Here is a 23,084-nt window from a genome sequence, read left to right on the forward strand (position 1 = left end):
AGCGGTCAGGGGCGTTTACTCTCAGCCGGTTTTAAGTCTTTGGCAAGATATTTTTACTATCAGCGTACTTGTTCCTTTATTAACTTAACAGTGTTTATCTATTTTTAATAACCCTTGGTAATTATGAAAAATACCCTTTTAGCGGTTGCAATGCTTTTTGTATTGGGATCTTGCGCAAGCAAAAAGAAGTTGTTGACTGCTCAGAAGCAGGCCAACGAAATCCAGATCCAGTTGGACAAAGCGAGAGCTGACCTGAACGATTGCGATAGCAGAACTGCTAGCCTGAACAATGATTTGAAGGCAAAGAATGACGAGCTGACCAGCAAAAATTCTAAACTGAAAGAGCTGGAAGACCAAATCGAGTTCTTAAAGAAAAATAACAATAACCTGCTTGACAGAATGTCTGACCTTTCTGTAATCAGTAAAGAAGGTTCAGAAAGCATTAAGAAATCGCTTGCGATGATGGATGCACAAGGAACTCAGATCCGTGATCTTAACACAAGCATCCAGAAGAAAGATTCTTTGAACATGGCATTGGTACTCAACCTGAAACGTTCGTTGGCTGATGTTAGCGATGAAGATGTACAGATCGAAGTGAAAAAAGGCGTGGTATATGTGTCTTTGTCAGACAAAATGCTTTTCAAATCCGGAAGTTCTGTGATCAATACACAAGCTGAAACGGTGTTGAGCAAAGTAGCGAAGATCTTGAACGACTACAAAGAGATCGAAATCCTGATCGAAGGTCACACGGATAATGTACCTATCGCGACTGACAAAGTTTCTGATAACTGGGATCTGAGCGTTTTGCGCGCGACTTCAGTTGCACGTACACTTCAAAAGAAATATGGTGTTGAGCCAGTTCGTATGATCGCCGGTGGCCGTGGAGAATATCTACCTAAAGTGGCTAACGATTCAGCGCCTAACCGCAGCTTGAACCGTCGTACAGAAATCATCATTACTCCAAAATTGGATCAGTTCTTTAACCTTTATACACCTAACGCAGGTAAATAAGGTTTTAGGATTGCATTGATTAAAGGCAGTTTCCAGATTTCGGGAACTGCCTTTTTTTGCGTTCTGAAATGGAGAGAGGAAGCTCCAATGGAGCCCAAATGCGTTTTCGGGGGTGGTTAGCTAGAAACAGGATGCCACTCTGTGGCAGATCCGAATGTTCTTTTCTGGCTCCTGCAGAGCCTCCAAACCGAGGTTTGATACTACCTTTGCAGCAGTGGTAGCCATGCCTTATATGTAAATTAAAATAGATATTCCCATTAGGTTAAACGATATGTCCGAAACTGTACCGACCCGCGAAACGATCGAAATGGCGCATGAGCGGATTAAGCCTTTTATCCATCACACACCAGTGATGACCTCTCAGTTCCTGAATGATCTCTGCCATGCGGAGTTGTTTTTCAAATGCGAAAACCTGCAAAAAATTGGGGCATTTAAGGCTCGTGGCGGCTTAAATGCGATACTGTCGCTCTCGGAGGAACAGCTGAAAAATGGTATTACAACGCATTCATCCGGCAATCACGCGCAGGCTATTGCATTTGCAGCTGCAAAAATAGGAGCGAAAGCATTCATCGTAATGCCCGACAATTCGCCGTCCGTAAAGATCAATGCAGTGAAAAGATATGGAGCCGAGGTGACTTTTTGTAAAAACACCCCCGAGGAACGTCAGCGAACCGTTGATGTCATTATTAAGGAAACCGGTGCGACATTTATTCACCCATTCAACAATTATGAAGTAATCACCGGCCAGGCCACTGCTGCCAAAGAGTTGATCGGTGACGTTAGCGAAATGCTAGACTTAATCGTTGCCCCGGTTGGCGGCGGCGGGCTCATCAGCGGAACCGCATTGTCGGCTCGTTATTTTTCGCCGGGGACCAAAGTATATGCAGGTGAGCCCGAGGGTGCAGCCGACGCAGTGCTGTCGTTCAAAAGTGGCAAAATTGAAAAGGCTCCGTATATTAACACGATCGCGGATGGTTTGCTGACTTACCTTGGCGACAAAACATTTCCGATCATTAAGGATCATGTGACTGATATTCTGACCGTTTCAGACGAGGAGATCGTTACCGCAATGCGTTATTTGTGGGAAAGAATGAAGCTGGTAGTGGAGCCTTCCGGTGCAGTTTCTGTTGCGGCCGTTTTAAAATACAAAGCGCACTTTACAGGTCAGAAAATTGGTATTATCATCTCCGGAGGAAATGTGGACCTGGGCAAGCTGCCTTTCTGAAAACCGCAGGTCATGCAAGTAGAATCGTTCAAAAAACGAATTTTCATTGTATAAATACGCGCATTAAGCCAAATTGCCGTTATAGTAAAAATTTAAACGTTCTTAATTTTCATTGCCTAACACTTACTCTTTAATTTTAAGTATGAAAAAACTGATCTTTTGTTGTCTGGTTGTATTGATGGGTTCATGCAAGGATAAAGATGAAAACGTTGAGCCGGAAAAAGATTTTGCACCGGAATTTGTTGGAAAGTATGAGACAACAACGGTGGTGCCCAATACAGTATTCAAGCAATCATGGGAAGTAACTGCAGCGGATAAAAACAAGCTTGCCATTGTTTACATTAAAAATACAGAAGTAGCCGCGGCCGGCACGACCCTGGAACTCATCCAGGAATACAACCTGGCCAATGTTAAAACAACAAGTCAGGATGTTTTTGAGATCAGTGAAACGGTGGATGTGAAGCAAAGTAATGGTAAACCTTTGCAGCAAAAAGTAGAAGGCATCGGAACAAGAGTAGTAAATGCCGCTGGTGTGCCGCAGATCAACATTACAATCAAGCTCACGGAAACAGGTAAAACAACTTCAGCCGAAGAATATCTGGAATTCAAGAAAAAATAGACTTTCCATTACCTTCCGCAAATGCCGACGAAATCACAGAATTTACATGTATTCAGGTCGTCCGTTTTACGGAATGGGACATCCTGATCGAGCAGTACATTCAGGATATCCGTCAATATTACCTCGGATTTTTTGATAAAGTCGGCAGGTGCGAGCTCTTCCGTCAGTTCCAGGGGATTGGCAATGAGGTTCTTGGGATCGCGAAATGAATAGAACCCGGATTTCACGGCATACTCCCCGAAATTGAATGTCCTATTCTGAATGCGCAACCCATTCTCATCCAGCATTTTACGGTACATCAGGTATTCGTACATCCAAAGCTGCCGTACATAACCCATTTTGCGGTCGGGGTCGGTACGGATCACTTCTTCACGCAGCACAGGATCGGAAAGTTTCTGTTTGCCGGCCAGCTCCACGCTTCCCGTTTTGTAATCCATTACAAACAAGGTCCCGTCCTCACTTTGCTCAATGCGGTCGATTTTGCCACCGAGTTTTACGGGCGTGTGTGATCCCTGAAGCACCAGATTAATATTGGTATTTAATGGCTGTTCGGCTGCCAGCACTTTGCGCCTCGGTCGCAGGCTCATTTGGTGCTTTAAAAAGACAAGGATCTGCTGTTCGCCAACCTGATAGTAAATCCGGTTCAACCCCAGATCCGTCACATAACCACGGAAAAGCCGGTCGAATTCCTCGCGCAGAACCGTTTTGATCTGTTCTTCCGACGGATCAATGTCCCTCAGAAAAAAGGTATTGTCCAGTCTTTCAAGTGATGCGTGAAGCCAGGTGCCGATCTTGTCCATTCCAAGCTCTTCCTCCACTTCTTCTTTTTCTTTTACCCCCACAATGTGTTTGAGGTAAAACTGCATCGAGCAGCGGATGAATTCGTTGAGGTGGGTAGGGTAAATGCCTTTATTAGCCAGATAATTGCGGATCACGCCGATCATCGCGTCATCTTTATAGATCGCTTCATCGAACACCTCCTGACGCAGGCTTTCGAAAACGACGGTCCTGTTCTGGATATTGATCTGCGGATTGTAGCGGGCCAGTTCGTATTCAATCTGCCGGATAAACCTGCTTTTCTCCCCTCCGCCCGGCGCGTCGTTGGTACTTGTGTAAAGGATATGTACTTCGTTCGCCCGCTGCAAAAGACGATAGAAATGGTATGACATCACTGCCTCCTGATGCTGGTGCGTAGGCAAACCCACGGCTTGTGCCGCGTCAAACGGAATGAGCGAATTTTGTCTTTTCGCCTGCGGTAACATGCCTTCGTTGAGCGATAAAATAATAATCCGCTCGAAATCCAGTGCCCGCGTTTCGAGCATTCCCATCACCTGCAGATTACTCACCGGCTCGCCGCTGAATGGAATGCGCGTTTGCCTGATCAGCTCAAACATGAACGAGCGGAGCGTTCTCAATGTGATCAGCTCTTCTTTTTCGTCGATAGTCTGTTCAAACTGTTTTAACAGTGTGTAAAAAAGGTAGAGATATTCCGTCTCCAATGCATTTTTGTAATCTTTATAAACCTCGCGCAAAAGCTCGATCAGCCTGTAAAACGTCTGGATAACCTGCCGCGAATTGTTTTTCTGCCAGTGTGTAAAAAGGATCTGAAACAATGGATGGTTTTGACCCATTTCAATCAGTTCTTCCTGGCTCAGGAAAACACTGTTTCTATCTGTAATCTGATATAAAGTTTCCTGAATTATGGTTCTCCCATTATCCATCGGGGTAAGAACGACGTACTCATAATGCCGGATAAACGGGTGGTTCAGGATCTTGTCGATGGATTTGTGGCTGAACTTCGGAATGCGGATCGTTTTTCCGGTCTTACTTTTAAATTCCACCACATTCTGCTGCAGCTCAAATATCCCGTCGACAAGCGTGTATAACAATGAGTTTCGCATGGAAAGCCCCATGGTTACATTCAGGTCGCGCACTTCTTCATCCAGCGAATAGAGCATGGGCATCAGCAAATTTTCGTCGGCCAGTACAATCGCCGTGAGCACCGGCTTATCGGGCTCCTCGGCATTTTTCATCTGCTGGTAAAGCTGCCCGGCCACCTTGGTTTGCAAGGTTGCATTAGGTACACCGTAAATGGTAATGTCTTTTGCCGAAGTCAGCAGGTGATCGGTCGTCCAGTTCCAGCTACCAAACTGTTTGCTTTTCTCATAGTTCCGAAGACTGATTCCCGCTTCCACGGCCGTATTTTCGGACATGTAATACCGGTCGCTATCCCACAAAACCTCCGCTTTTTGAGCTTTGATCAATGTCGTCACAATCACCCGCTCCGACTCGGTGAATGCATTAAACCCGGCAAAATAAGTCATCTCATAATCGCTGCGTTTCGCAAGAATGTTGGTGACATCTTCCGCCAGCTCACGGTAAGCCATCCCGCGATACGCTTTTCCTTTCTCTTGAAGCTTGGTTCTGAACGTGTTATATACTCTTTTTATATTATCAAATAAAGAAAAATACTGTCTGGAACCTCCGCCACTTTGAAGCGTTTTTCCTTGTGGCATGGATTCCTGCCAGCGGGTAATGGCATGTGCCTCAGACAGGTAATCAAATAAATAGTCCGTTTTGACAAGGTACTGGTCGATTCTGTCAAGATCATTCAGCAGGACAGAGGCCCAGCCCATGAACCTGTCGAACTGCACGTCGGGATCAATTTCCTGAAACGTTTCATAAAGGTCGAAAAGCAAATGCACGGGATCTTCGATCTCGAGTGTGCACAGACTTTCCACAAAATCGTCTACCGCCATCACGGCCGGGCTGATCATCGCAGAACTAGCCTCTTTGGCCAGTTCCTGCATTAAAAAAAAGGCGGACCGGCGCGTAGGAACGATGATCTGAACTCGTTCCAGCGACGCATGACTGCTTAAAATATGCCTGGCAACAAGGTTCAGGAACGATTGCATAGTTTTGATTGATACTTTAAAAAGGAAGCTAGTTTAATGCAGGTTAATGAATGCGGTCGCCTCTCGGGGTTAGCGATTTTATGATTCCGGCCTCGGCATGCAGCAATTCTTTCCACCGGTTTCTAACCTGGTCGTCAGGCAGATAAGTCTCGGCAAGTTCGATGAAAGTCCTGTAGTGCCCGGCCTCGGAAATCATCAGTTCGCGATAAAATTTTTGCAGCGATTCGTCTTCGAGTGATTCGGAAAGCAATTTAAAACGTTCGCAGCTCCGGGCTTCGATTAATCCACAAATCAATAAACGGTCGAGAAATGCGTGTTCATAATCGCCTTTGTTTCGGACGAGCTGCATCAGCTGGCCTACATATTCGTCTTTCCTCTGCCTGCCCAGCGGGATATTGCGTTTTTTTAATTCTTTCAAAACCCGTTGAAAATGACCCCATTCTTCCGCAACGATCGGCGTGAGCGTTTCCACCATCTGGGCTTTTTCCGGATAATGGACGATCAGTGAAATGCAGCTGGAAGCCGCTTTTTGCTCACAGTAGGCATGATCTATGAGAATGTCGCCGATTTGCATAGCCGCGATGTCCGTCCAGCGTGGGTCGGTGGGCAATTCAAGTCCGAGCGTAGTTAGCGACGTAGCCATGAGTAATGGGATTAATGTTTTAGTCAAACATCGGCCAGTTGATCCCAAAGGAAAAGGCACGTGCCAGCCCAAGGTATTCCGGTGTGACGTAGTATCCTTTCGGGAAAAGCCCGAATTGTCCGCCCTGGTTCAGATAACCCATTTTAAAAAATAGCCTTACCCGTTTGATGCGGACGTTTGCAAATACATCCACGACTACATTCTGACCGAGCCGCTGCTGATCCTGCAAATGAAATTGCTGTGTTACAGGCATATATGCATCCGCCAGATAACCCGACCGGTAACGTGCCGCCATTCCAAGCTGAATGAACAACACTTTGGCATACACAAAATCGAAGGTTACTTCGCCGCTCGCAAATGCAGTCGGCACCCGAATCACATCTTTATTGTCATTCAAAGTAAGGTAACCCATGGTAGTGAAATTCCAGCGATTGAGATGGATGCCGGAATTAAACCCGAGCCTCAGCAAACGAAATCCTGCATTAAGCTGTCTGGGAACGGCCGCGGTATCGTAGTAGATATAGTCGTTTACCTGGTGGATCTGGATTTCGGGTGCGAACTCGATCTTCTTGGTTTTTAGCGGTAATGACGCGTAAATGGTCTGGACTTTGGTCGGATCAAAATTGGTCCGCCACACAAAATGATTGCTGAGGTAGCGCTGGACCAGTAAATCCGGGGCAGTTTGAATACTTTGAAAACCTGCTTTGCCCCATTTGGTATTAATCTCGCCTTTCAATCGGTATTCGACGTTTGCCGCGAGGTTCAAATCAGCCTCGGCAGTTACAAAATTAACCGAGTCTTTGAGGTAATAGCCGAGCCACGCGCCGATGATATTGTCAAATTTTAGCCCGGTACGGTAGGATGTCGACGGGTTTCCGGTTTCATTCCCCGCCTGGCTGGTGCCACGCATCCCATAAAAACGCTGCCGGATGTAGGCCCGGTAATTAAATCCAGAATAAAAACCTTTAATCCCGATTTTATTGTCAAAAAGCTTGTAATACAGATTCTGGCGCGTTTCCAATGAGTCGAAACGAGCAGTAGGGTAGGCGCCCCGTTCGAGGCCACGGGTAATGTCGAGATCGGTGTACCGGTTCAAAACACTGGTGTAATCGGCTTGCTGAAAAACCTGAAAACCATTTGCCAGCCGATATTGCTGATAAATGTGAAAAACGTGCCGACGTTCCCAGGAATTGGCATCATCGCTGATTTTCGCAGCACCATCGTAGGAATATTGTTCGACGATCCCGTCCGTTCCGACATTAGGAATCACCCCGCCTTGCTCGCGCACTTTCATATTCATGTGCCGGTAATGCGCCAGGATCAGGTATTTTTTGTTTTTGGAAAAAAAGCTGGTATGCCCCAGCAGCGTCCAGTTTTGGCCCAGGAAAGCACCCGAATTCAGGTTATTTACAAAACCGTATTGTTTGTTTGATGTAAGCCGTTGGGCACGCAGACCAAAATTGAAGCGGGAATGCACGTTTTGTGTATAGGCAAACCTTCCTAGTGACGTTTTCCGAGCGCCAGAGACGAAGTCCAGCTCAGTGTGTTGCGAGCGGGTGTCCATGTACTTCACTTCTTCCTGTTTGATGGCATACTCATCGTACGCCCGCATTCCAAGCTGGACACCAATATCCTGGCGAGGCTGAAAAAGGAGGTTCCGGGTAGCCGTGACCGTATTTCCGAGGTCGACCAGCTTTCCCCAGGAGCGGTCCATGGGTGTCCACCGGTGAAAATTGGTAAGACTGGTATCGACCAAATATCGCAGCGAGTCGCGGTTGTTCAGGATATCATTTTCGTAAAAATGCTTTGTAGTTGTCGGACCATAAATGGATTTTGTACTGTCATCGAGTACCGCACCGCCTTGTCCGCCACTGCCAGCACCCTGCGATCCGCCGCTTCCGCCGCCAGCGCCCGGCATTCGAACCCCCGCAGGCATCCGTACCTGGGCAAAAGCCGTTTGTGTTGTCAGAATGAACGCGCATATAACCCACAGTGTGGTATAAAAAATTCTCATAGAGGAAACTATCGTTCTGCCGAATTTAAGTGGTGTGTAATTTGCCGAGTCAACCATTGTGTGAAGGTCTCTGAATCGGCGCCGAAATTGACGGCAACCGGAATATAGGCAAACCGCCCGGCACATCCCGACTTCTCGGCCAGTGGTTTCAACTTCACCATATCCTTTTCCGTTGTTACCACAAAAGTATCGCTTTTTAAGTACCTAACCAGTTCGTTCACCTCCTGAACTGTGTAATTATGATGATCAGGAAAAGTTACCTTATCTACAACGTTGAACCTGGCCTCGAGATATGCAGCGAAAGGGGAGGGATCTGCGATTCCGGCGACCATTTTAACATTCTTTAACTCCACCGGCGCCCCGGAGTAGCTTAGCGGCAACGCATAATCGGTAAATGCGAAGAAAACCGGCGTTCCGGGTTTGGTATAGGTTGCAACCTGTGCTGCGATCTCCTGTTTTTCGGGACCGGTCAGATCAATGGGGCATTTCGTAATAATGACAGCGTCCGCCCGGCGGGCTCCATTCCGTGATTCCCGCAACCTGCCCGCTGGCAGTAAGGTATCCGTACAAAATGGCCGGTTGTAATCGTTCAGCAACAAATTAATGTCCCTTTGAATGGCACGGTGCTGATACGCATCGTCCAGCAAAAGCATTTTCACCTGCGGCTGTGACTTCGCCAGTTTCAATGCGCCGGTTACACGTTTTTCACAAACAGCAACGAGCAGGTTATGTTTGAATTTAGTGTAAAATTGCAAAGGTTCATCGCCGATATTTTCGGCTGAGGATGACTCATTTGCCATTAAAAAGCCTGTTGTTTTCCGTCCGTAACCGCGGCTGAGTATGGCAAGGGTTGTTACCGGTAAAAGCGTTTTTGCGAGGTATTCGATCACCGGCGTTTTTCCTGTTCCGCCGACTGTGAGATTGCCAACAGAAATGACAAATTGAGGCACTTTTTTTGAGGAAAAAATCAATCGGTCATACAGGAAATTACGAACGCCCGTAACCCATCCATATGCCCAGGACAAAGGCATTAAGAGTGTTTTTATCCAAAGATGTTGTCGCATACCTGGTGCATAATTACGTAATTTTTGGCTAATATTGTGCCCCCAAAATACTGACACCGCTTCGTTATGCCTTTAAAAATTGTGTATCAGCCATACACGCTGCGCTTTCGTAAAGAAGCGGGTACCTCGCGAGGTGTGCTTACACAAAAAACTTCCTGGATTCTCAAAGTAACTGATTCTGAGCAGCCTGGCGTAGAAGGTTATGGAGAATGCGGCCCGCTTCCGGGACTCAGCGTGGACGATATTCCTGATTTTGAAATGCAGCTATCGTCGGTTTGCGACCTTTTCAATGAGCTGGACCTGGACGTTTTTCCATTTAACCTGAGTATCATTCTCGATCAGGTTGTGCCGCAGCATTTACCATCTGTGAGGTTCGGGGTTGAGACTGCGTTAATGGATATCATGAACGGTGGCCGACGGATTTTGTTTAAAAATGCATTTACCGAAGGAAGGCAGGGCATCCTTATGAACGGGTTGATCTGGATGGGTTCTTTTGATGAAATGCTGGAACAGATCTCGGACAAACTATCGCAAGGTTTTACCACCCTCAAAATGAAAGTAGGGGCGATCGATTTCGAACAGGAATGCCGGATCCTCGAATCGGTCCGCGGGCAATTTGATAAAAACGACATTACCTTGCGGGTTGATGCAAATGGCGCATTTCACGAAGAAGATGTAAAATACAAGCTCGGCGAACTGGCTACATTTGACCTGCATTCAATCGAGCAGCCTGTAAAAGCCGGTCAGGTGAGATTGATGGCCGATTTGTGCTCATCATCACCGGTCCCGGTTGCGCTGGACGAAGAACTGATCGGTTATTTCGATTACCGTGAAAAATTTTCGCTGCTTAAAAAACTGGCGCCTCCATTCATTATTCTCAAACCAACCTTGCTCGGTGGGTTCCAGCATACCAACGAATGGATCGAAATCGCAAACCGCCTGAAAATAGACTGGTGGATCACTTCGGCCCTCGAATCCAATATCGGCCTGAACGCCATTGCGCAATACACAGCTTCAAAAAACAACAGTCTTCCACAAGGCTTAGGGACTGGTCAGCTTTATCATAATAATTTTGAGTCGCCGCTGACGGTTAAGAACGGGGAGTTGTTTTATGATTTGGAGAAGAATTGGACTGTCTCCCCCTAACCCCCCAAGGGGGCTTTTTTGTTGCTAATAATCAATGAAAATATACTGTCTTTTAGCGCTTCTAGGGGCTTGGTATAAAGCAGATTTTAGCCCCCTTTCAGGGGGTTGGGGGTAGGGAGAATCCAATCCACCCCTTTCCTAAGCAACGCAACCGTCTCCGCCTCTTTCGACCCCGGTTCCGGAACGAAATTATACTCCCAATTGGCCTGCGGTGGCAGACTCATCAAGATAGATTCCGTGCGTCCATTTGTTTCCAAACCAAACTTCGTACCCCGGTCCCAGACGAGGTTAAACTCCACATAACGCCCGCGCCGGAGATATTGCCATTGCTTTTCTTCTTCGGTAAATGCATCGTCGCGATGTTTGTTCATTAAAGCCGTATAGATCGGGGCAAAGCTTTCGCCTACTTCTTTCACGAATGCGAACAATTGCTCTTTTGAAAGATTTTGACCGTTTCCGGCCTCATCCGGTTTGAGGTAGTCGAAGAAAATGCCGCCGATACCGCGGGTTTCATTCCGGTGCTGGATAAAAAAGTAATCGTCTGCCCAGGTCTTGAATTTTGGATAAAAAGCTTCGTGATGTTTGTCGCAAGCCGCTTTTAAATGTTGGTGAAACGCTTTTGCATCGCTTTCGTCCACGTAATGCGGTGTAAGATCAATGCCGCCGCCGAACCAGCAGGTTCCATTGCTCAGCTCGAAATAGCGCACATTCATGTGGATAATGGGTACCTGCGGACTTTGCGGGTGCATTACAATGGAAACGCCGGTGGCTGTGAAGTGAAAATCGTCGCCTTCGTTCAGGTTCATCTGCTGCCTCAAACGCGGGTGAACTTCTCCTTTTACACTTGAAAAATTGACCCCGCCTTTTTCGATAACACTTCCATTTTGAATTAGCCTCGTCCTGCCCCCCCCGCCGGAATGATGTTCCCACAGATCTTCTTTGAATTTTCCTGTCCCATCTTCCGATTCGACCGCGTAGCAAATGTCATCTTGTAAACTTTTAAAAAAGGCCTCTATATCTTCAACTGTCATATGCATTCTAAATATTTCAAAACCGAAATTACGATAATTATGAAATGACGCCCAGCGACATGGAAGTAAAGGTTGACCGGCCTGCATAAATTATCCGGGGAACTGAAAGATTTTTGGGCTGTTAAGATCAATGCGAACTATCGTATCAACCTTATCGCAACTCAACGGGCATCATTTCATCACACCCGGATATGGCTTCACGACTAGCTGAGGCATTCAACACAACGCCACAGCTTTGGTTAAACATGCAGCAGAATTACGATCTAAGACAGGCTGAAAAAAAGAGAAGAATTATACAATTACCCGTTTTTGGCCCGAGCTGAAACGTGCTCATGTACAATCAGCATAAGAAAGTAAAAAGCGAAGGTCACATCTCCGCTTTTTTGCTTTTAATTTCCAGACTTTCCAGCGCGGTTAGTTTCCAAAAGTATTCGGCCTTTCGCCCACCCAGCCGCCTCGCACGATGAATACTCTGTCAGTACTCCGCCCTAATCTTTTTTTAGTGATCGCCTTGTCGGCCAGAAATTCGTGGTTTAGACGAATCGCTTTTTTATAGGAAAACAAAAAGGATTAAACCACACTACCCGCACAAGCTGTACCAGGATGACAATGCCCGAGCACAGGATCGATTTGCTGAGATAACTAGTCATTTTTCCTGCGGTTTAATTCGTCATTGATGATCTCTCAAGAGCTAAGATCCCGTTCGAAATGCAGGAAAGTTATTAGGCAGGATAGTTAGTAACTCATGAGAGACTACTTTTGCCTTCTGACTTATACGTTTCAAAATGTTTAAAATTCTGCCTCTTTTTTTACTATTTATTTTCCCGGCTTACGCCCAAAATTATACATCGACCATTCGCGGTACCGTCCGTGATGCCGATTCCGGTTTACCATTGGTCGGCGCGACGGTGTCACTTTCCCCCGCGGAATCCGGCACGATCACGGATCCCGGCGGCACATTCCGGTTCGATAACCTCGCAGTCGGCCGCTATCAGCTCAAAGTTTCCTACGTTGGCTATGGCACCATTTCCGTCCCGGAAATCCTTCTGGAATCAGGAAAAGAACAGGTGACCGAGGTGAGGCTGATGGCTATGGGTAAAGAATTGGAGGAAGCCACGGTTTCAGCTTCGCGGCCTGTCGCATTCAACAGTGTGCAGGCGATTACCATTGAACAAACCTTTCGATATGCCGCCACGTACATGGACCCGGCGCGGGTCGCGACTTCTTTTCCGGGAGTTGCAGCGGCAAATGATCAGGCTAATGGACTGGTCGTGCGCGGGAATTCTCCGAATGCCATGCAATGGAGACTGGAAGGCGTCGAAATTGTTAATCCAAACCATTTATCTAATGCAGGTACTTTCAGCGACCGGCCTACCTCCACGGGTGGCGGCGTAAATATTTTGAGTACACAATTGCTGAGCACTTCCAATTTCTTGTCGGGACCATTTCCAGCGCAATATGGCAATGTTACCGGGGCTGTCATGGATATGAGTCTCCGAAAAGGGAATAATGAAAAAGCCGAATTCGTCGCCCAGGCCAGCCTGATAGGAATGGATCTCGCGGCAGAAGGACCGCTTTCTAAAAAGTCAAAGGCATCCTATCTCGTTAATTACAGGTATTCTTTTACAGGTTTGCTTGGTGCAATGGATGCTAATTTCGGTGGAGAAGATTCACGGTTTCAGGATCTGTCATTTAATCTCAATTTCCCAACTGCCCGGGGAGGTAAGTTTACCTTTTTCGGGACAGGAGGAGTGAGCAAAAATACATTCGAGCCAGACAAAGACACGGCTACCTGGGAATTCGAAAAAGACGGTCAAAATATTTTGTATAAAAATAAAATGTTCGCCAGCGGGGTGACCCTCGATCAGCCACTCGGTAAAAAACTGTCGTTGCGTGCTGCGGTTGTCGGTTCTACATTAAACACTTCCAGAGTTGCCTATGCTGTGAACAGCCGCACTTTGTCGAGGGGCGAAGTACTGGATGATCAGGATCTGATCAACGGAAAAGTATCGGCAAACGTAACGCTGACTTACCGATACAATCCGCGTTTCCGGTTTCGAGGCGGGTTATTTGCCACGCTCAATCACTATGAAGCAGGCGCCTGGTCGGCAAATGAATCACTGAAAAGTTATGTGGTACAGCCATTTGTAAACTGGTCGTTTCAATTTACATCAAAAGTTTCGGCGGAAATCGGGCTTCATGCCATGCTCAGTACTGTGCAGAGAACCAAGAAAATAAGTGCATTGCCCGAGCCGCGCGCGGCCATTAAATGGCAGATCGACCCAACAACGCAGCTGACCGCATCTTACGGTTTGCATAGCCAATTGCAGAATGCGGGTGTGTATGCGACGCACATTTATGACTATGGGCCTTACAGCAACCGGTACCTTGCTCCGACACGTTCTCAGCAGATCGTTTTGGGTTATCAGAAAACATTTCCGAAAAGCAGCAGCCTGAAAGTTGAGGTGTATTGGCAGCATTTGTTTAATGTTCCGGTAGGACATGGGTTGCACGATAACTATTCGGCGGTAAATCTGGTAGAAGAAATCCCGTATGAATTTTTGAACAACACCAGCACCGCCAGAAACTATGGTATTGAGGCCAGCTTTCAGAAATTCCTGACCAACGATTTTTATATGCTTGTTTCCGGTTCCTTGTACGACGCAACTTATGTCGACTACCTGGGTCAGAGACACAACAGCCGTTTTAATGGCAGGCACACATTCAGTTTGACAAGCGGAAAAGAGTTTAAGTCAGCGAATGAGAGTCTTTGGGGCGTCAATGTGAAAATTCTGTGGCTGGGCGGCTTTCGCAACAAACCCATTGATGCAGAATACTCGGCTTTACTGAAAACAACGATTTACGAAACGCAGGCCAGTTACACCGTCAAAATGAAAGACTATTTCCGCCCCGACCTCCGCGTATACCGGAAAAAAAGCCGGGCAAGATACAGCACCACCCTGGCCATCGACCTGCAAAATGTATCCGGCACGAAAAACGAAGCGTATCGCTATTTCGATAAACGTCAGAATAAGGTTGTGACGCAGTTTCAGTTGGGCCTGATCCCGGTGCTGAGTTATCGGTGGGAGTTTTGAAGGAGTGAAATGTGAGATGTGAAAGGTGAGATGTGAAAAGTGAAATGTGAGAGGAGTTTTTTTTGGTTAGTAAGTTATTTAGTGTCAGTGATTTGAGATCAGGGTATTTTGATTAGCGAACTTTCTTCGATTTATATGTGTAACTAGCAATGCAATTGAACTTTAATCAAAAGCTGATTGTCATCGTTAACTACCAACATTTCACAGTTAACATTTCACAAAAATGGGGGTGACTGGAATTGACAGCGGGTTGGAAGTCTGTGTGTAAGCATGTCGGGAGTTGAGGATACCTCCCGTAAATAATGTTCTCAAACAATAAATGGCGAATCTACTTACGCCATGGCTGCTTAATCCGGAGGATTAAACAAATGCCATCATCCCTCCAACCTACGTGCTGATGGTTGGGCTCCGGGGTGTCGCAAATCAGCGCTGGTTGAAATAGTGGTACGGAAATTCAACGAGACACCAGTATCTAAGGCTATGACGCGGGTCCGCCGTGTACCTTGTCAGGCTCGAAAATCTAATCACGGATAAGCATGTAGAAGGCGCAGGGTTTCCCTGTTCTGGACCAGGGTTCGACTCCCTGCATCTCCACTGATTGAAAAATCAAATCTTACAAAAGCCCGCAAAATCAATTTGCGGGCTTTTTGTTTTCCGCAGATTTCGTAGTAAAACCCGAGGGACGAATTAGGGACTGAGAAAAATACGGGAAGGTAAGTGTTTGAAAATGAGTTGTTTAAAGATGGAGTCGGACTCCCTCCATCTCCACTCCAACAAATTTCAAAACATCAAAATGCCCGTAGATCAATGATTTACGGGCATTTTGTTTGATGCTCAATCTCTTAAATCTTTCAAAGTCTAACAATAGCAAAGGGACGAATTCGGGACTGAATTCCATTATGATTTTTTAGTCCCTTTCCGGTCCCTTTTACATCCCTAATCGTTTGTCATTCAATAACATGTGCAGCAAATGAACATCTTGATTCAACAAAATGAGATATCTAATTTTAAAACAAAAAAAGATGGAATCAAGCATGACAATTCTGTTTTCGGTTAGGCAATCGAAGATCAATCGAAACAATCAACTGCCCGTTTACATGCGGGTAACAATTGGTGGAGCAAGGTTTGAAGTTGCAACAGGTAAATCGGTATCACCGGAAAGGTGGTCAGCAAGCTCAGGAAAGGCGAAAGGCGCAACAATAGAGGCGAAAGAAGTCAACGCATTTTTGGAATCCTTAGCAGGTAAAGCTCATGCTATTCAGCGGCAAATCATCCTGGAAGACCTAGTAATGTGTATTGACGTATTTAAGCGGAAGTGGCAGGGAGAAGATCAAAACATCATTGGGCTATTGTCCATGTTTAAAGAGCATAACTCCAAGGTCAAACAGTTAATCAATTTAGAATATGCGCACGCAACCTATATGCGATACCAAACCACTCTTAGGCACACCGAGGAGTTTATCACTTGGAACTACAAAACGAAGGACTTTGATGTGCGGAAACTCAATTTCAAGTTTATATCGGATTTTGAGTTCTATTTAAAAGGTGTAAAAAAGGTTGGTCACAATGCTACAATGAAGTACTTGGCAAATCTAAAGAAGATAGTACTCATTTGCGTAAAAAATGACATCATAGCGAAAGACCCGTTTTTTGCCTTCAAATTTGCAAAGCACGAAGTAGATCGAATTGCACTTACGGAGCACGAATTACGCACAGTTGCGAATAAAGTATTCGAGATTCCACGCTTAGAACAAGTAAGAGACATCTTTCTCTTCTGCTGCTACACTGGCCTGGCATATGTTGATGTTGCAAAACTTAGCAAAATTGATATAATCGAAGGTCGTTCAGGTGAAATGTGGATAAATATAAAGCGTCAAAAGACCGACTCGGCCTCACGAATTCCACTTTTACCACCAGCTTTAAAGTTGCTAAAAATGTATGAAAGCCAAGTGGAGCATTTAGACAAGCATCTGCTCCCGGTCCTTTCCAACCAAAAGATGAATGCTTACTTGAAGGAAATTGGGGACGTCTGTGGAATAGCAAAGCCAATAACCTTTCACCTAGCAAGGCACACTTTTGCTACTACTGTTACACTTTCAAATGGAGTTCCCATTGAAACGGTCTCAAGAATGCTCGGACATCGTAGCCTGAAAACGACCCAGCTGTATGCGAAAGTCCTGGACAAAAAGGTCGGTGATGATATGCAACGATTGTCGGAGATTATAGGTGCAAAATATTAGATCACCTATATGATCGTATTGTTAGAAGTCTGACAAACAAACTCGGCAAAAGGGCAGCTAAATAAGTGGCCCTATTTCCTAAGACTGAGAGAAGCCGCCAAAAGCTTACGGCATAATGGCGGCTTTTCCATTTTTTCAGGAAGTACAAAGTTGAGCCACCAGCCCTCCGGGCACTTATTCCGTTTCCTTTTGGCTGATAGAGGGCCACTGTTAGAAGGGCTTTCTTTTTTCTCGTTTTTTCTTTGTCAAACATTCATTTAAAACAAGAGCGAGAGGAAGAAGAAAGAAAACATTTTCTAACTTCTAACAGCAGTAATCATGGCTCACAACATCAATTTCAATGAAAACACCGACAACCACAGCTTTTTTAGTGTAAAAGAAAAAGCATGGCACGGGCTCGGTCAGATCGTGGATCAATACCCAACAAGTGGCGATGCAATCCAGCATGCAGGCCTCAACTACCAGGTTCAAAAAGCCGGTTTATCCGCAGTAAACCTGAGCAGCGGAAATGCGGGTGAGAACGTACCGGTACCAAACTACTATGCAACCATGCGCACTGATAACGGGGCAGTACTTGGAATTGTAGGCAAGGATTATCAAATCGTACAGAACCGGGATGCATTTACATTTTTCGATAGCATTGTAGATGGGGATGGCATTATGTACGAAACAGCTGGCGCACTTGGGAAAGGCGAGCGGATCTTTATCACTGCAAAGTTGCCCGGGTACATTGAGGTTGGGAACAACGATTTGATTGAAAAGTATCTATTTCTGACTACATCACACGACGGAAGTGGAAGTATTACCGCCGCTTTTACGCCCGTCCGTATTGTTTGTGCGAACACGCTTAACGCCGCAAGGAAAAATATGACCAATGTGGTTAAGATCCGGCATACAAGCAATGCTACCGAAAGGTTGAGAACCGCGCACAAGGTAATGGGTATTGGCAGTAGGTTCAGCGACGAAGTTGGGTGCGTTTTTAATGAATGGGCAAAGAAGCCCATCACTGACCCGCAGCTTCGGAAATTGATTGAAATCGCCATGGCACCAAATAAGGAAGTGTTGGGAAATTTGAAAGACGGCAAAGTCAATGCTCTATCCACGCAGTTCATCAACATTGTTGAAGATGTTTATGAATATGCCTTGTCAAACCCTACCCAGCAATTGCCGACGACGATGGGAACTGTGTTCGGTGCATATAATGCAGTGACGGGGTATTTCCAGAACGTTCGCAACTTTCAGGACAACGAAGCTAAATTGAAATCAATAATTCTGGGTGGAACTGCTCAAATAAGATCACAGACAGCTTTCAATTTGTGCAGTGAATTTGCCCAACGCGGTCAGGCATCACTTAACTAGGTGGTCAACATATACCCGTCGGCAATTCTGGTCGACGGGGTGACTTTTAAAAAATTCGCCTACGGCCCGAAGCTTTCATCAGCTTCGAACCGCAGGCGGTTTGTTAAATGATTATTGAAATTTAAATTTAATGCTGATTGAATAATTCTACTAACACTAACAGAGCACCACCCACGATGGATAATGCTGAAATAATCATCAATAAACCCTCGATAGTCGATACCATAATTGCCGACCAATAGCCAGTATATAGCTGCGCCCCGCCGTACCCGCGCCTATTGAACCGGCGCCTTCCCACAAAAATCCGGATTCCAACACCAATTAGAAGCAGTATTATTCCGTAAGAGATCACAGATGTGATGCTGATTAATAGAGTCATAGCTGTAATTTTTAGTGATGAATTTTTCGAAAGCTAGCCAGAAGATGCAACACTTTCAAGGTTTGATACAAGCCTGCACAGATTTTGCAATCATTCAATAAGCCAGACTTTGCTGCCCTCCTTGGGATGATACGAAGGCAAGTATTTGATATAGCCGAGTACTTCCAGTTCTTTCAAATATTTGTGATATGTTGCAGTGCTCTTTGTCCTGGACATCTGCATAATCATTCGCCTGGTCACCCGAAATGGGCTCGATTGGCGGTTCTTTTCCCAAAGCAGGACTAGTGCCAGATACGTTCCGACGTGCCAGATCCTAACTCTCTGGTCGATCAGGATGCGGTTTACAAATTTCCCTATTGATCTCTTCATGATTTTGCTCGTTTTGTGTCACCTTGCATAAGCGACTGTATGTCCTGGAATGCATAGAAGAAAGATCCCCCAATCTTGCTGGGCCGAAGCTGTCCGTTAACGCGAAGGTTTTGCAATGTGCCAGGCGAGATGTTGAGCATCTTGCGAACGTCGGCGCTTCTTAGCCATTTCTTAGGCTCCTGTTTGGAGCCGGCCAGAAGTTGCCTTAAATCTTCAAGCAGTTCGCGCCGCAGGACTTGCAAATCTTCCTTTGTAATTACCTCAATATTCATTTCGCAAAAGTTTTATCTAGTTGTTTCAAGCTCTATCAGGAAGCGAAATTTTGCTGGGCTGGTTTTTCTTAAATGAAGGCTCGTAGCAGATGTAGCCAAATTCATTTAGCTCCCGTATCGCTTTGTAGTAAGTCTTTCCGCTGGATATTTTGGCAACTTGCATGAGTTCGAAACCAAACATCGAAAGGCGGCCTGTGCCAACTTTCCGCAGGCTTTGCAGGATTGCAGCGTAGACGCTGATATGTGTTACCGTCACACGGACGTCTACACTGATTTCCTTGAAGAACCGGTCAAGGTGAGATGCAACATCCATGACTTACTGGCTGATTGCAATCCCTTTTGATTTCTTGACTTTCTTTCCCGAGTGATGATCGTTTTCATCGTCACCGGCCAGGTCTTGTGAGACTTTTTGCTCCTGTTTTTGGGTGTTGGATTGCGATGCCTGTTGGGACTGACGATTACCTAGTTTATGCATGTTCGCATCGAAGACGGTTAGCGTTTTAAATTGTGGATTAGCCTCGATGTATCTGCGCTGCTCATTGCCATTTTCCACGAAGGTTACCGATTGCCGGTTACCCTTTTGCAGTGAATCCAGCATTCTGGATTTGTCCTGAGCATTTTGTAGCTCTTTAATTGGATGCTTGCTCAGCTCCTTTTCAAGATCAAACCCATAGTTTGAGTGAAATTGTTTGAGCTTGAAGTTTCCGGCGTTATCGGTTTGCTTAAAATCCATTTGAAGCCAGGCATTGTAGATTTTTCCCTCTTTATTGGTGAGGTCCTTATTGACCGCCCTGCCGCTCATTAGATTATATCCTTCTTTCAAAGTAATGTTGTTGTCTTTGCCCACATAAAAGGACTGGTTCATTTTCTCAGTTTGCTGTTCTCGTTTCAGTGAAGCATCATAACTGTTGAAGAAATACATATCCGTTGTGGCTGATCGCTTGAAGTGCAGCGCGCTGCTTACTTCGTCTTTCCCGAATGTCGCCTGATGTTGAAGTGTAAACTCCGGCGGTTGCTTTTTAATATTGTCTCTTAATTGGCTTTCCAAACCATCGCCAAAGCCGGAATATTTGATCTGGTCGCGCAGATATTCGAAATTTTTTTCATTCATGATTTCTATTGTTTTGGTTGTTTGAACGGTTATTGCTGAATTGGCAAAGCTTTCAGAAAGTGCCGGTTTCGCACTTTCAGCAGCAGATGCCTGCCACCGTTTTTCTCTTGCACCTGCACGGCCAGGTACTTTTTATCAGGAAGTGTCATTTTTGGGAGCGCAAATACAAAGGAGTGTGAAGACTGTGTGGCGACCACACTCGTATCTTCGAGTATGTGCAGTGGCTTAATTTCCGTTTCCTGGATCGCCGTTCGTTTAGGAGCTTTTTTGTCGCGAACAAAGAATCTAAAATTTTCAATGTCGTAGTTCAATGCAGAATTATTTATAAACTCAATCTTGTAAAGGAGCAGGTCATCGTCGACGAAAATGCTTGATAGCAATAGCTCAGCGTGAGAAGATTTGTCTTTAATTGAGACGTTTTGAACTGTATTGATTCGTGCTTTTTGTACAGACTCAGCGATTTCCGCTTCATTCAAATCATTGTCCGCAAAGTTTGCCATATCCTTTGACGAGCTACTAACTTGAATATTCAGTGATAGCGGCTGGTTAGAATAGCCGACCAAAAATGAATACAGCTTGCCGTCCGCAGTAATTACAGTCAGATTGGTGGTGTCGAAGTCAGTCCTTGCCGCTTTCACCTGCAAGATGTTATCAACTCCCGTCGCTTTTTGAGCAAGAATGTCGCGGCTTCCACGATCGACGGTTTTGATTCCATAAGGGAAAATCAAATGCGTGGTTTTAGAAGTTGTTATTTCCAGCGGGAAGGGGTCAATGACACTGCTTCCTGTTACCTGACAATTGGCTTGAAATTGAAAAATCAGGCAAAGCATTAGCTGACTCAAAAGAAAAATTCTCATGATAAAAGTTGATTAAAGTGAAGAAACTAAAGAGATTTTGCGTTCGCGTCTTTGAGGAGCACCTTGTATCCTGCTTTTACGCTAACTTGTATGAGCTTGGCCCTTCGGCCTAGAAATGTTTTGGCTACTTCAATCCCGGCACTTGCAGCTCGGGCTCCAACTGACTGGTCGATGATAGGAACATTAAAGCTTTGGATCATCCGGTCCGATGATTGCTTCCCGATGTCTCGCGATAGAGCGCCCGGAATGTAAATTCCTTCAATGCCATCCAGGTCGTAAACAGTTAGGCTAACCGGAAACAGGGAACTACCGGATTTGACGGCTTCTACGTTGATCCGTAATCTTTCTTGATTCAAGCTGACTTTTCCATAAAGAGAGCTTCCGGCCACCACACGATTGCCTGCAATAAAAACATCTGTGGCGAGTCTGAGCTTGATTGTTGCGCCGGTGACTAGCGTCTGATCTTGATCAATAACGGCTTCAATTGCGTTATGAGTTGTAACCGCCGCCTCATTGTCATTAAGCGCGTAAAAACCATTTGTAGCTAACAGTGCGGTATTCGGTGCATTTAAAGAATCGGAAGACCCACTTGCCAGCAAAGTATAATTTACACGTTCCGACGCTGCAAGTACCGGAAAGACCTGCTTCTCATTTGCCATTGACTGCCCCCTAAGTTTTTCCTCTGCCAAAGCCGGATTTTGAATCTGCATGATTTTATCCAGCATCCCGTTGAGTTCTGTCATTTCAGGATCTTCCTCTTCGACGGGTTCTTCCATTTCAATGCCAGCCATCATTTGTTCAAGTCGCGCCATTTCAGGACTTAGCGTTTTTTTATCGCTTTCGGCGCGGGCTCGATTTTCATCGTCAAATTTAGGTTGACTAGTTTGCGAGAGTACTTTGTCAAGTTCCCTGAGCTTGTTGTGAACTTGTTGATCCGGGTCTTTCGTGCTGTCTGCATCGCTAGCGCCACCAATCGTCTTTCGCTTTTTACCAGGTCCGTTAAGATCTTTCAGTGGAACTCCCAATGGGCCGGATTTCGACGCGAGAAGTGTATCCTGATAGTATGGATCCTTTTCGATTAGATCCCTGAGCCTGGCCGAGTCGGCTGCTGCTTTCTGATAATAACTAAGCTTATCAAAATCCTTATCATCCTTGAAGAATGCCTCGGGCAAGCTTAGGATAAGTCCTTTATGATCTTTTCCAGCTGCGACGCTGCCTTTGTTCCTGCTAATGAGCACCCAGAAAAATAGGGTGAGGAACGGCAAAACCAAGAGCGGTAAGAAAGTATAAAATTTGCGCTGCTGCAAAAACTTACGGGTGTATGCTGTTTTCTGCATGGTCTTCGGTTGTTTGATGTGATCGTGTGATGCTATCGACAATGTTGGCTTGTTCAAGACTATCCAGGTAAGCTTCAAGGGATTTGTGAGCTGGACTTGGTGCGGCCATTTGAATAACCTCCCGAGTCCGATTCTCTTCTTTAAGGAGCATAGAAAGAGCATCGGAATCATGACCAACTAAAAGTAGCGATACGCAATAAGCAAGGCCGGCGGCCAGCAGCATAAATAGTGGTACGTGACGTAACTTCATGGGAGAATCGGCCAATCCTAAAAGGAAGTAATCGAAGTTTGACTTATCATTTTTTGATAGATCGCTCTCTCTTCGCTTCTGCGATTTCTGAACTTCGTTCAGTCGGTGCGCAGTCAATTGCTTATGTCTGTTGAAATTGTAAAACAT

The 23,084-nt window shown here is 45.7% G+C and carries 19 protein-coding genes and 1 other RNA gene; 8 read left to right on the forward strand and 12 right to left on the reverse strand.

Annotation, left to right across the window (positions count from 1 at the left end):
• Positions 1-123: 123 nt before the first annotated feature.
• The 3 genes from LZG72_RS10445 to LZG72_RS10455 all read left to right on the forward strand — a co-directional run bounded on the left by LZG72_RS10445 (position 124) and on the right by LZG72_RS10455 (position 2,855).
• The gene (locus tag LZG72_RS10445) at positions 124-1,011 is read left to right on the forward strand and encodes an OmpA family protein (protein ID WP_233871210.1); all 888 of its coding nucleotides are present in this window, start codon (positions 124-126) and stop codon (positions 1,009-1,011) included.
• A gap of 271 nt (positions 1,012-1,282) precedes the next feature.
• Positions 1,283-2,236, forward strand: a complete 954-nt coding sequence (locus LZG72_RS10450) for a threonine/serine dehydratase (RefSeq protein ID WP_233871213.1) — start codon at positions 1,283-1,285, stop codon at positions 2,234-2,236.
• 142 nt (positions 2,237-2,378) lie between these two features.
• Positions 2,379-2,855 (forward strand): hypothetical protein, encoded by a 477-nt coding sequence (locus LZG72_RS10455; RefSeq protein WP_233871216.1) that lies wholly within the window; start codon positions 2,379-2,381, stop codon positions 2,853-2,855.
• Positions 2,856-2,863: 8 nt separating this feature from the next.
• On the opposite strand, the gene LZG72_RS10460 is transcribed toward LZG72_RS10455, so the two are convergent.
• From LZG72_RS10460 to lpxK, 4 genes are read right to left on the reverse strand one after another with little or no spacing between them, the layout of a single operon-like run.
• A complete protein-coding gene (locus LZG72_RS10460; protein WP_233871219.1) occupies positions 2,864-5,770 on the reverse strand; it encodes a PD-(D/E)XK nuclease family protein in 2,907 nt (968 codons plus the stop codon).
• A gap of 43 nt (positions 5,771-5,813) precedes the next feature.
• Positions 5,814-6,413 (reverse strand): tRNA-(ms[2]io[6]A)-hydroxylase, encoded by a 600-nt coding sequence (locus tag LZG72_RS10465; RefSeq protein WP_233871222.1) that lies wholly within the window; start codon positions 6,411-6,413, stop codon positions 5,814-5,816.
• Between the two features lie 19 nt (positions 6,414-6,432).
• Positions 6,433-8,427, reverse strand: a complete 1,995-nt coding sequence (locus tag LZG72_RS10470; protein ID WP_233871225.1) for a putative porin — start codon at positions 8,425-8,427, stop codon at positions 6,433-6,435.
• 8 nt (positions 8,428-8,435) lie between these two features.
• A complete protein-coding gene (gene lpxK, locus LZG72_RS10475; protein ID WP_233871228.1) occupies positions 8,436-9,491 on the reverse strand; it encodes a tetraacyldisaccharide 4'-kinase in 1,056 nt (351 codons plus the stop codon).
• 66 nt (positions 9,492-9,557) lie between these two features.
• On the opposite strand from lpxK, the gene LZG72_RS10480 reads away from it, so the two are divergent.
• Positions 9,558-10,637, forward strand: coding sequence for an o-succinylbenzoate synthase (locus LZG72_RS10480; RefSeq protein ID WP_233871231.1), 1,080 nt, complete (start codon positions 9,558-9,560; stop codon positions 10,635-10,637).
• An 86-nt stretch (positions 10,638-10,723) separates the two neighbouring features.
• Here the strand turns inward: LZG72_RS10480 and hemF are convergent, their stop codons facing one another.
• Positions 10,724-11,668, reverse strand: a complete 945-nt coding sequence (gene hemF, locus LZG72_RS10485) for an oxygen-dependent coproporphyrinogen oxidase (protein WP_233871234.1) — start codon at positions 11,666-11,668, stop codon at positions 10,724-10,726.
• A 785-nt stretch (positions 11,669-12,453) separates the two neighbouring features.
• Here hemF and LZG72_RS10490 point away from each other — a divergent pair.
• From LZG72_RS10490 to LZG72_RS10505, 4 genes are all read left to right on the forward strand, one after another.
• Positions 12,454-14,763 (forward strand): TonB-dependent receptor, encoded by a 2,310-nt coding sequence (locus LZG72_RS10490; protein ID WP_233871237.1) that lies wholly within the window; start codon positions 12,454-12,456, stop codon positions 14,761-14,763.
• Between the two features lie 225 nt (positions 14,764-14,988).
• Positions 14,989-15,360, forward strand: a transfer-messenger RNA (tmRNA) gene (gene ssrA, locus LZG72_RS10495).
• Between the two features lie 425 nt (positions 15,361-15,785).
• Complete coding sequence (locus LZG72_RS10500; protein WP_233871240.1) at positions 15,786-17,003, forward strand: site-specific integrase; 1,218 nt, start codon at positions 15,786-15,788, stop codon at positions 17,001-17,003.
• Between the two features lie 318 nt (positions 17,004-17,321).
• Positions 17,322-18,362: a DUF932 domain-containing protein gene (locus LZG72_RS10505; protein WP_233871243.1), complete on the forward strand. Its 1,041-nt coding sequence runs from the start codon at positions 17,322-17,324 to the stop codon at positions 18,360-18,362.
• Positions 18,363-18,831: 469 nt separating this feature from the next.
• On the opposite strand, the gene LZG72_RS10510 is transcribed toward LZG72_RS10505, so the two are convergent.
• The 7 genes from LZG72_RS10510 to LZG72_RS10540 are packed head-to-tail and all read right to left on the reverse strand — an operon-like array spanning position 18,832 to position 23,084.
• Positions 18,832-19,110, reverse strand: coding sequence for a hypothetical protein (locus tag LZG72_RS10510; RefSeq protein WP_233871246.1), 279 nt, complete (start codon positions 19,108-19,110; stop codon positions 18,832-18,834).
• A complete protein-coding gene (locus LZG72_RS10515; protein ID WP_233871249.1) occupies positions 19,107-19,382 on the reverse strand; it encodes a helix-turn-helix domain-containing protein in 276 nt (91 codons plus the stop codon). The genes LZG72_RS10510 and LZG72_RS10515 overlap by 4 nt, the downstream gene beginning before the upstream one ends.
• A gap of 25 nt (positions 19,383-19,407) precedes the next feature.
• Positions 19,408-19,695, reverse strand: a complete 288-nt coding sequence (locus LZG72_RS10520) for a hypothetical protein (protein ID WP_233871252.1) — start codon at positions 19,693-19,695, stop codon at positions 19,408-19,410.
• A gap of 3 nt (positions 19,696-19,698) precedes the next feature.
• A complete protein-coding gene (locus tag LZG72_RS10525; RefSeq protein ID WP_233871255.1) occupies positions 19,699-20,493 on the reverse strand; it encodes a hypothetical protein in 795 nt (264 codons plus the stop codon).
• Positions 20,494-20,522: 29 nt separating this feature from the next.
• On the reverse strand, positions 20,523-21,350 hold the full coding sequence (traN, locus tag LZG72_RS10530) for a conjugative transposon protein TraN (protein WP_233871258.1): 828 nt from the start codon (positions 21,348-21,350) through the stop codon (positions 20,523-20,525).
• 26 nt (positions 21,351-21,376) lie between these two features.
• Entirely contained in the window at positions 21,377-22,687 is a 1,311-nt protein-coding gene (gene traM / locus LZG72_RS10535) for a conjugative transposon protein TraM (protein WP_233871261.1), read from the reverse strand.
• Positions 22,662-23,084 (reverse strand): hypothetical protein, encoded by a 423-nt coding sequence (locus LZG72_RS10540; RefSeq protein WP_233871264.1) that lies wholly within the window; start codon positions 23,082-23,084, stop codon positions 22,662-22,664. The genes traM and LZG72_RS10540 overlap by 26 nt, the downstream gene beginning before the upstream one ends.

The sequence above is a fragment of the Dyadobacter sp. CY323 genome, assembly GCF_021390245.1.
GTDB lineage: Bacteria > Bacteroidota > Bacteroidia > Cytophagales > Spirosomataceae > Dyadobacter.

Coding starts and splice junctions, on each gene's coding strand:
- LZG72_RS10445 (WP_233871210.1), top strand. CDS start 124: ATGAAAAATACCCTTTTAGCGGTTGCAATGCTTTTTGTATTGGGATCT.
- LZG72_RS10450 (WP_233871213.1), top strand. CDS start 1,283: ATGTCCGAAACTGTACCGACCCGCGAAACGATCGAAATGGCGCATGAG.
- LZG72_RS10455 (WP_233871216.1), top strand. CDS start 2,379: ATGAAAAAACTGATCTTTTGTTGTCTGGTTGTATTGATGGGTTCATGC.
- LZG72_RS10460 (WP_233871219.1), bottom strand. CDS start 5,770: ATGCAATCGTTCCTGAACCTTGTTGCCAGGCATATTTTAAGCAGTCAT.
- LZG72_RS10465 (WP_233871222.1), bottom strand. CDS start 6,413: ATGGCTACGTCGCTAACTACGCTCGGACTTGAATTGCCCACCGACCCA.
- LZG72_RS10470 (WP_233871225.1), bottom strand. CDS start 8,427: ATGAGAATTTTTTATACCACACTGTGGGTTATATGCGCGTTCATTCTG.
- lpxK (WP_233871228.1), bottom strand. CDS start 9,491: ATGCGACAACATCTTTGGATAAAAACACTCTTAATGCCTTTGTCCTGG.
- LZG72_RS10480 (WP_233871231.1), top strand. CDS start 9,558: ATGCCTTTAAAAATTGTGTATCAGCCATACACGCTGCGCTTTCGTAAA.
- hemF (WP_233871234.1), bottom strand. CDS start 11,668: ATGACAGTTGAAGATATAGAGGCCTTTTTTAAAAGTTTACAAGATGAC.
- LZG72_RS10490 (WP_233871237.1), top strand. CDS start 12,454: ATGTTTAAAATTCTGCCTCTTTTTTTACTATTTATTTTCCCGGCTTAC.
- LZG72_RS10500 (WP_233871240.1), top strand. CDS start 15,786: ATGGAATCAAGCATGACAATTCTGTTTTCGGTTAGGCAATCGAAGATC.
- LZG72_RS10505 (WP_233871243.1), top strand. CDS start 17,322: ATGGCTCACAACATCAATTTCAATGAAAACACCGACAACCACAGCTTT.
- LZG72_RS10510 (WP_233871246.1), bottom strand. CDS start 19,110: ATGAAGAGATCAATAGGGAAATTTGTAAACCGCATCCTGATCGACCAG.
- LZG72_RS10515 (WP_233871249.1), bottom strand. CDS start 19,382: ATGAATATTGAGGTAATTACAAAGGAAGATTTGCAAGTCCTGCGGCGC.
- LZG72_RS10520 (WP_233871252.1), bottom strand. CDS start 19,695: ATGGATGTTGCATCTCACCTTGACCGGTTCTTCAAGGAAATCAGTGTA.
- LZG72_RS10525 (WP_233871255.1), bottom strand. CDS start 20,493: ATGAATGAAAAAAATTTCGAATATCTGCGCGACCAGATCAAATATTCC.
- traN (WP_233871258.1), bottom strand. CDS start 21,350: ATGAGAATTTTTCTTTTGAGTCAGCTAATGCTTTGCCTGATTTTTCAA.
- traM (WP_233871261.1), bottom strand. CDS start 22,687: ATGCAGAAAACAGCATACACCCGTAAGTTTTTGCAGCAGCGCAAATTT.
- LZG72_RS10540 (WP_233871264.1), bottom strand. CDS start 23,084: ATGTTTTACAATTTCAACAGACATAAGCAATTGACTGCGCACCGACTG.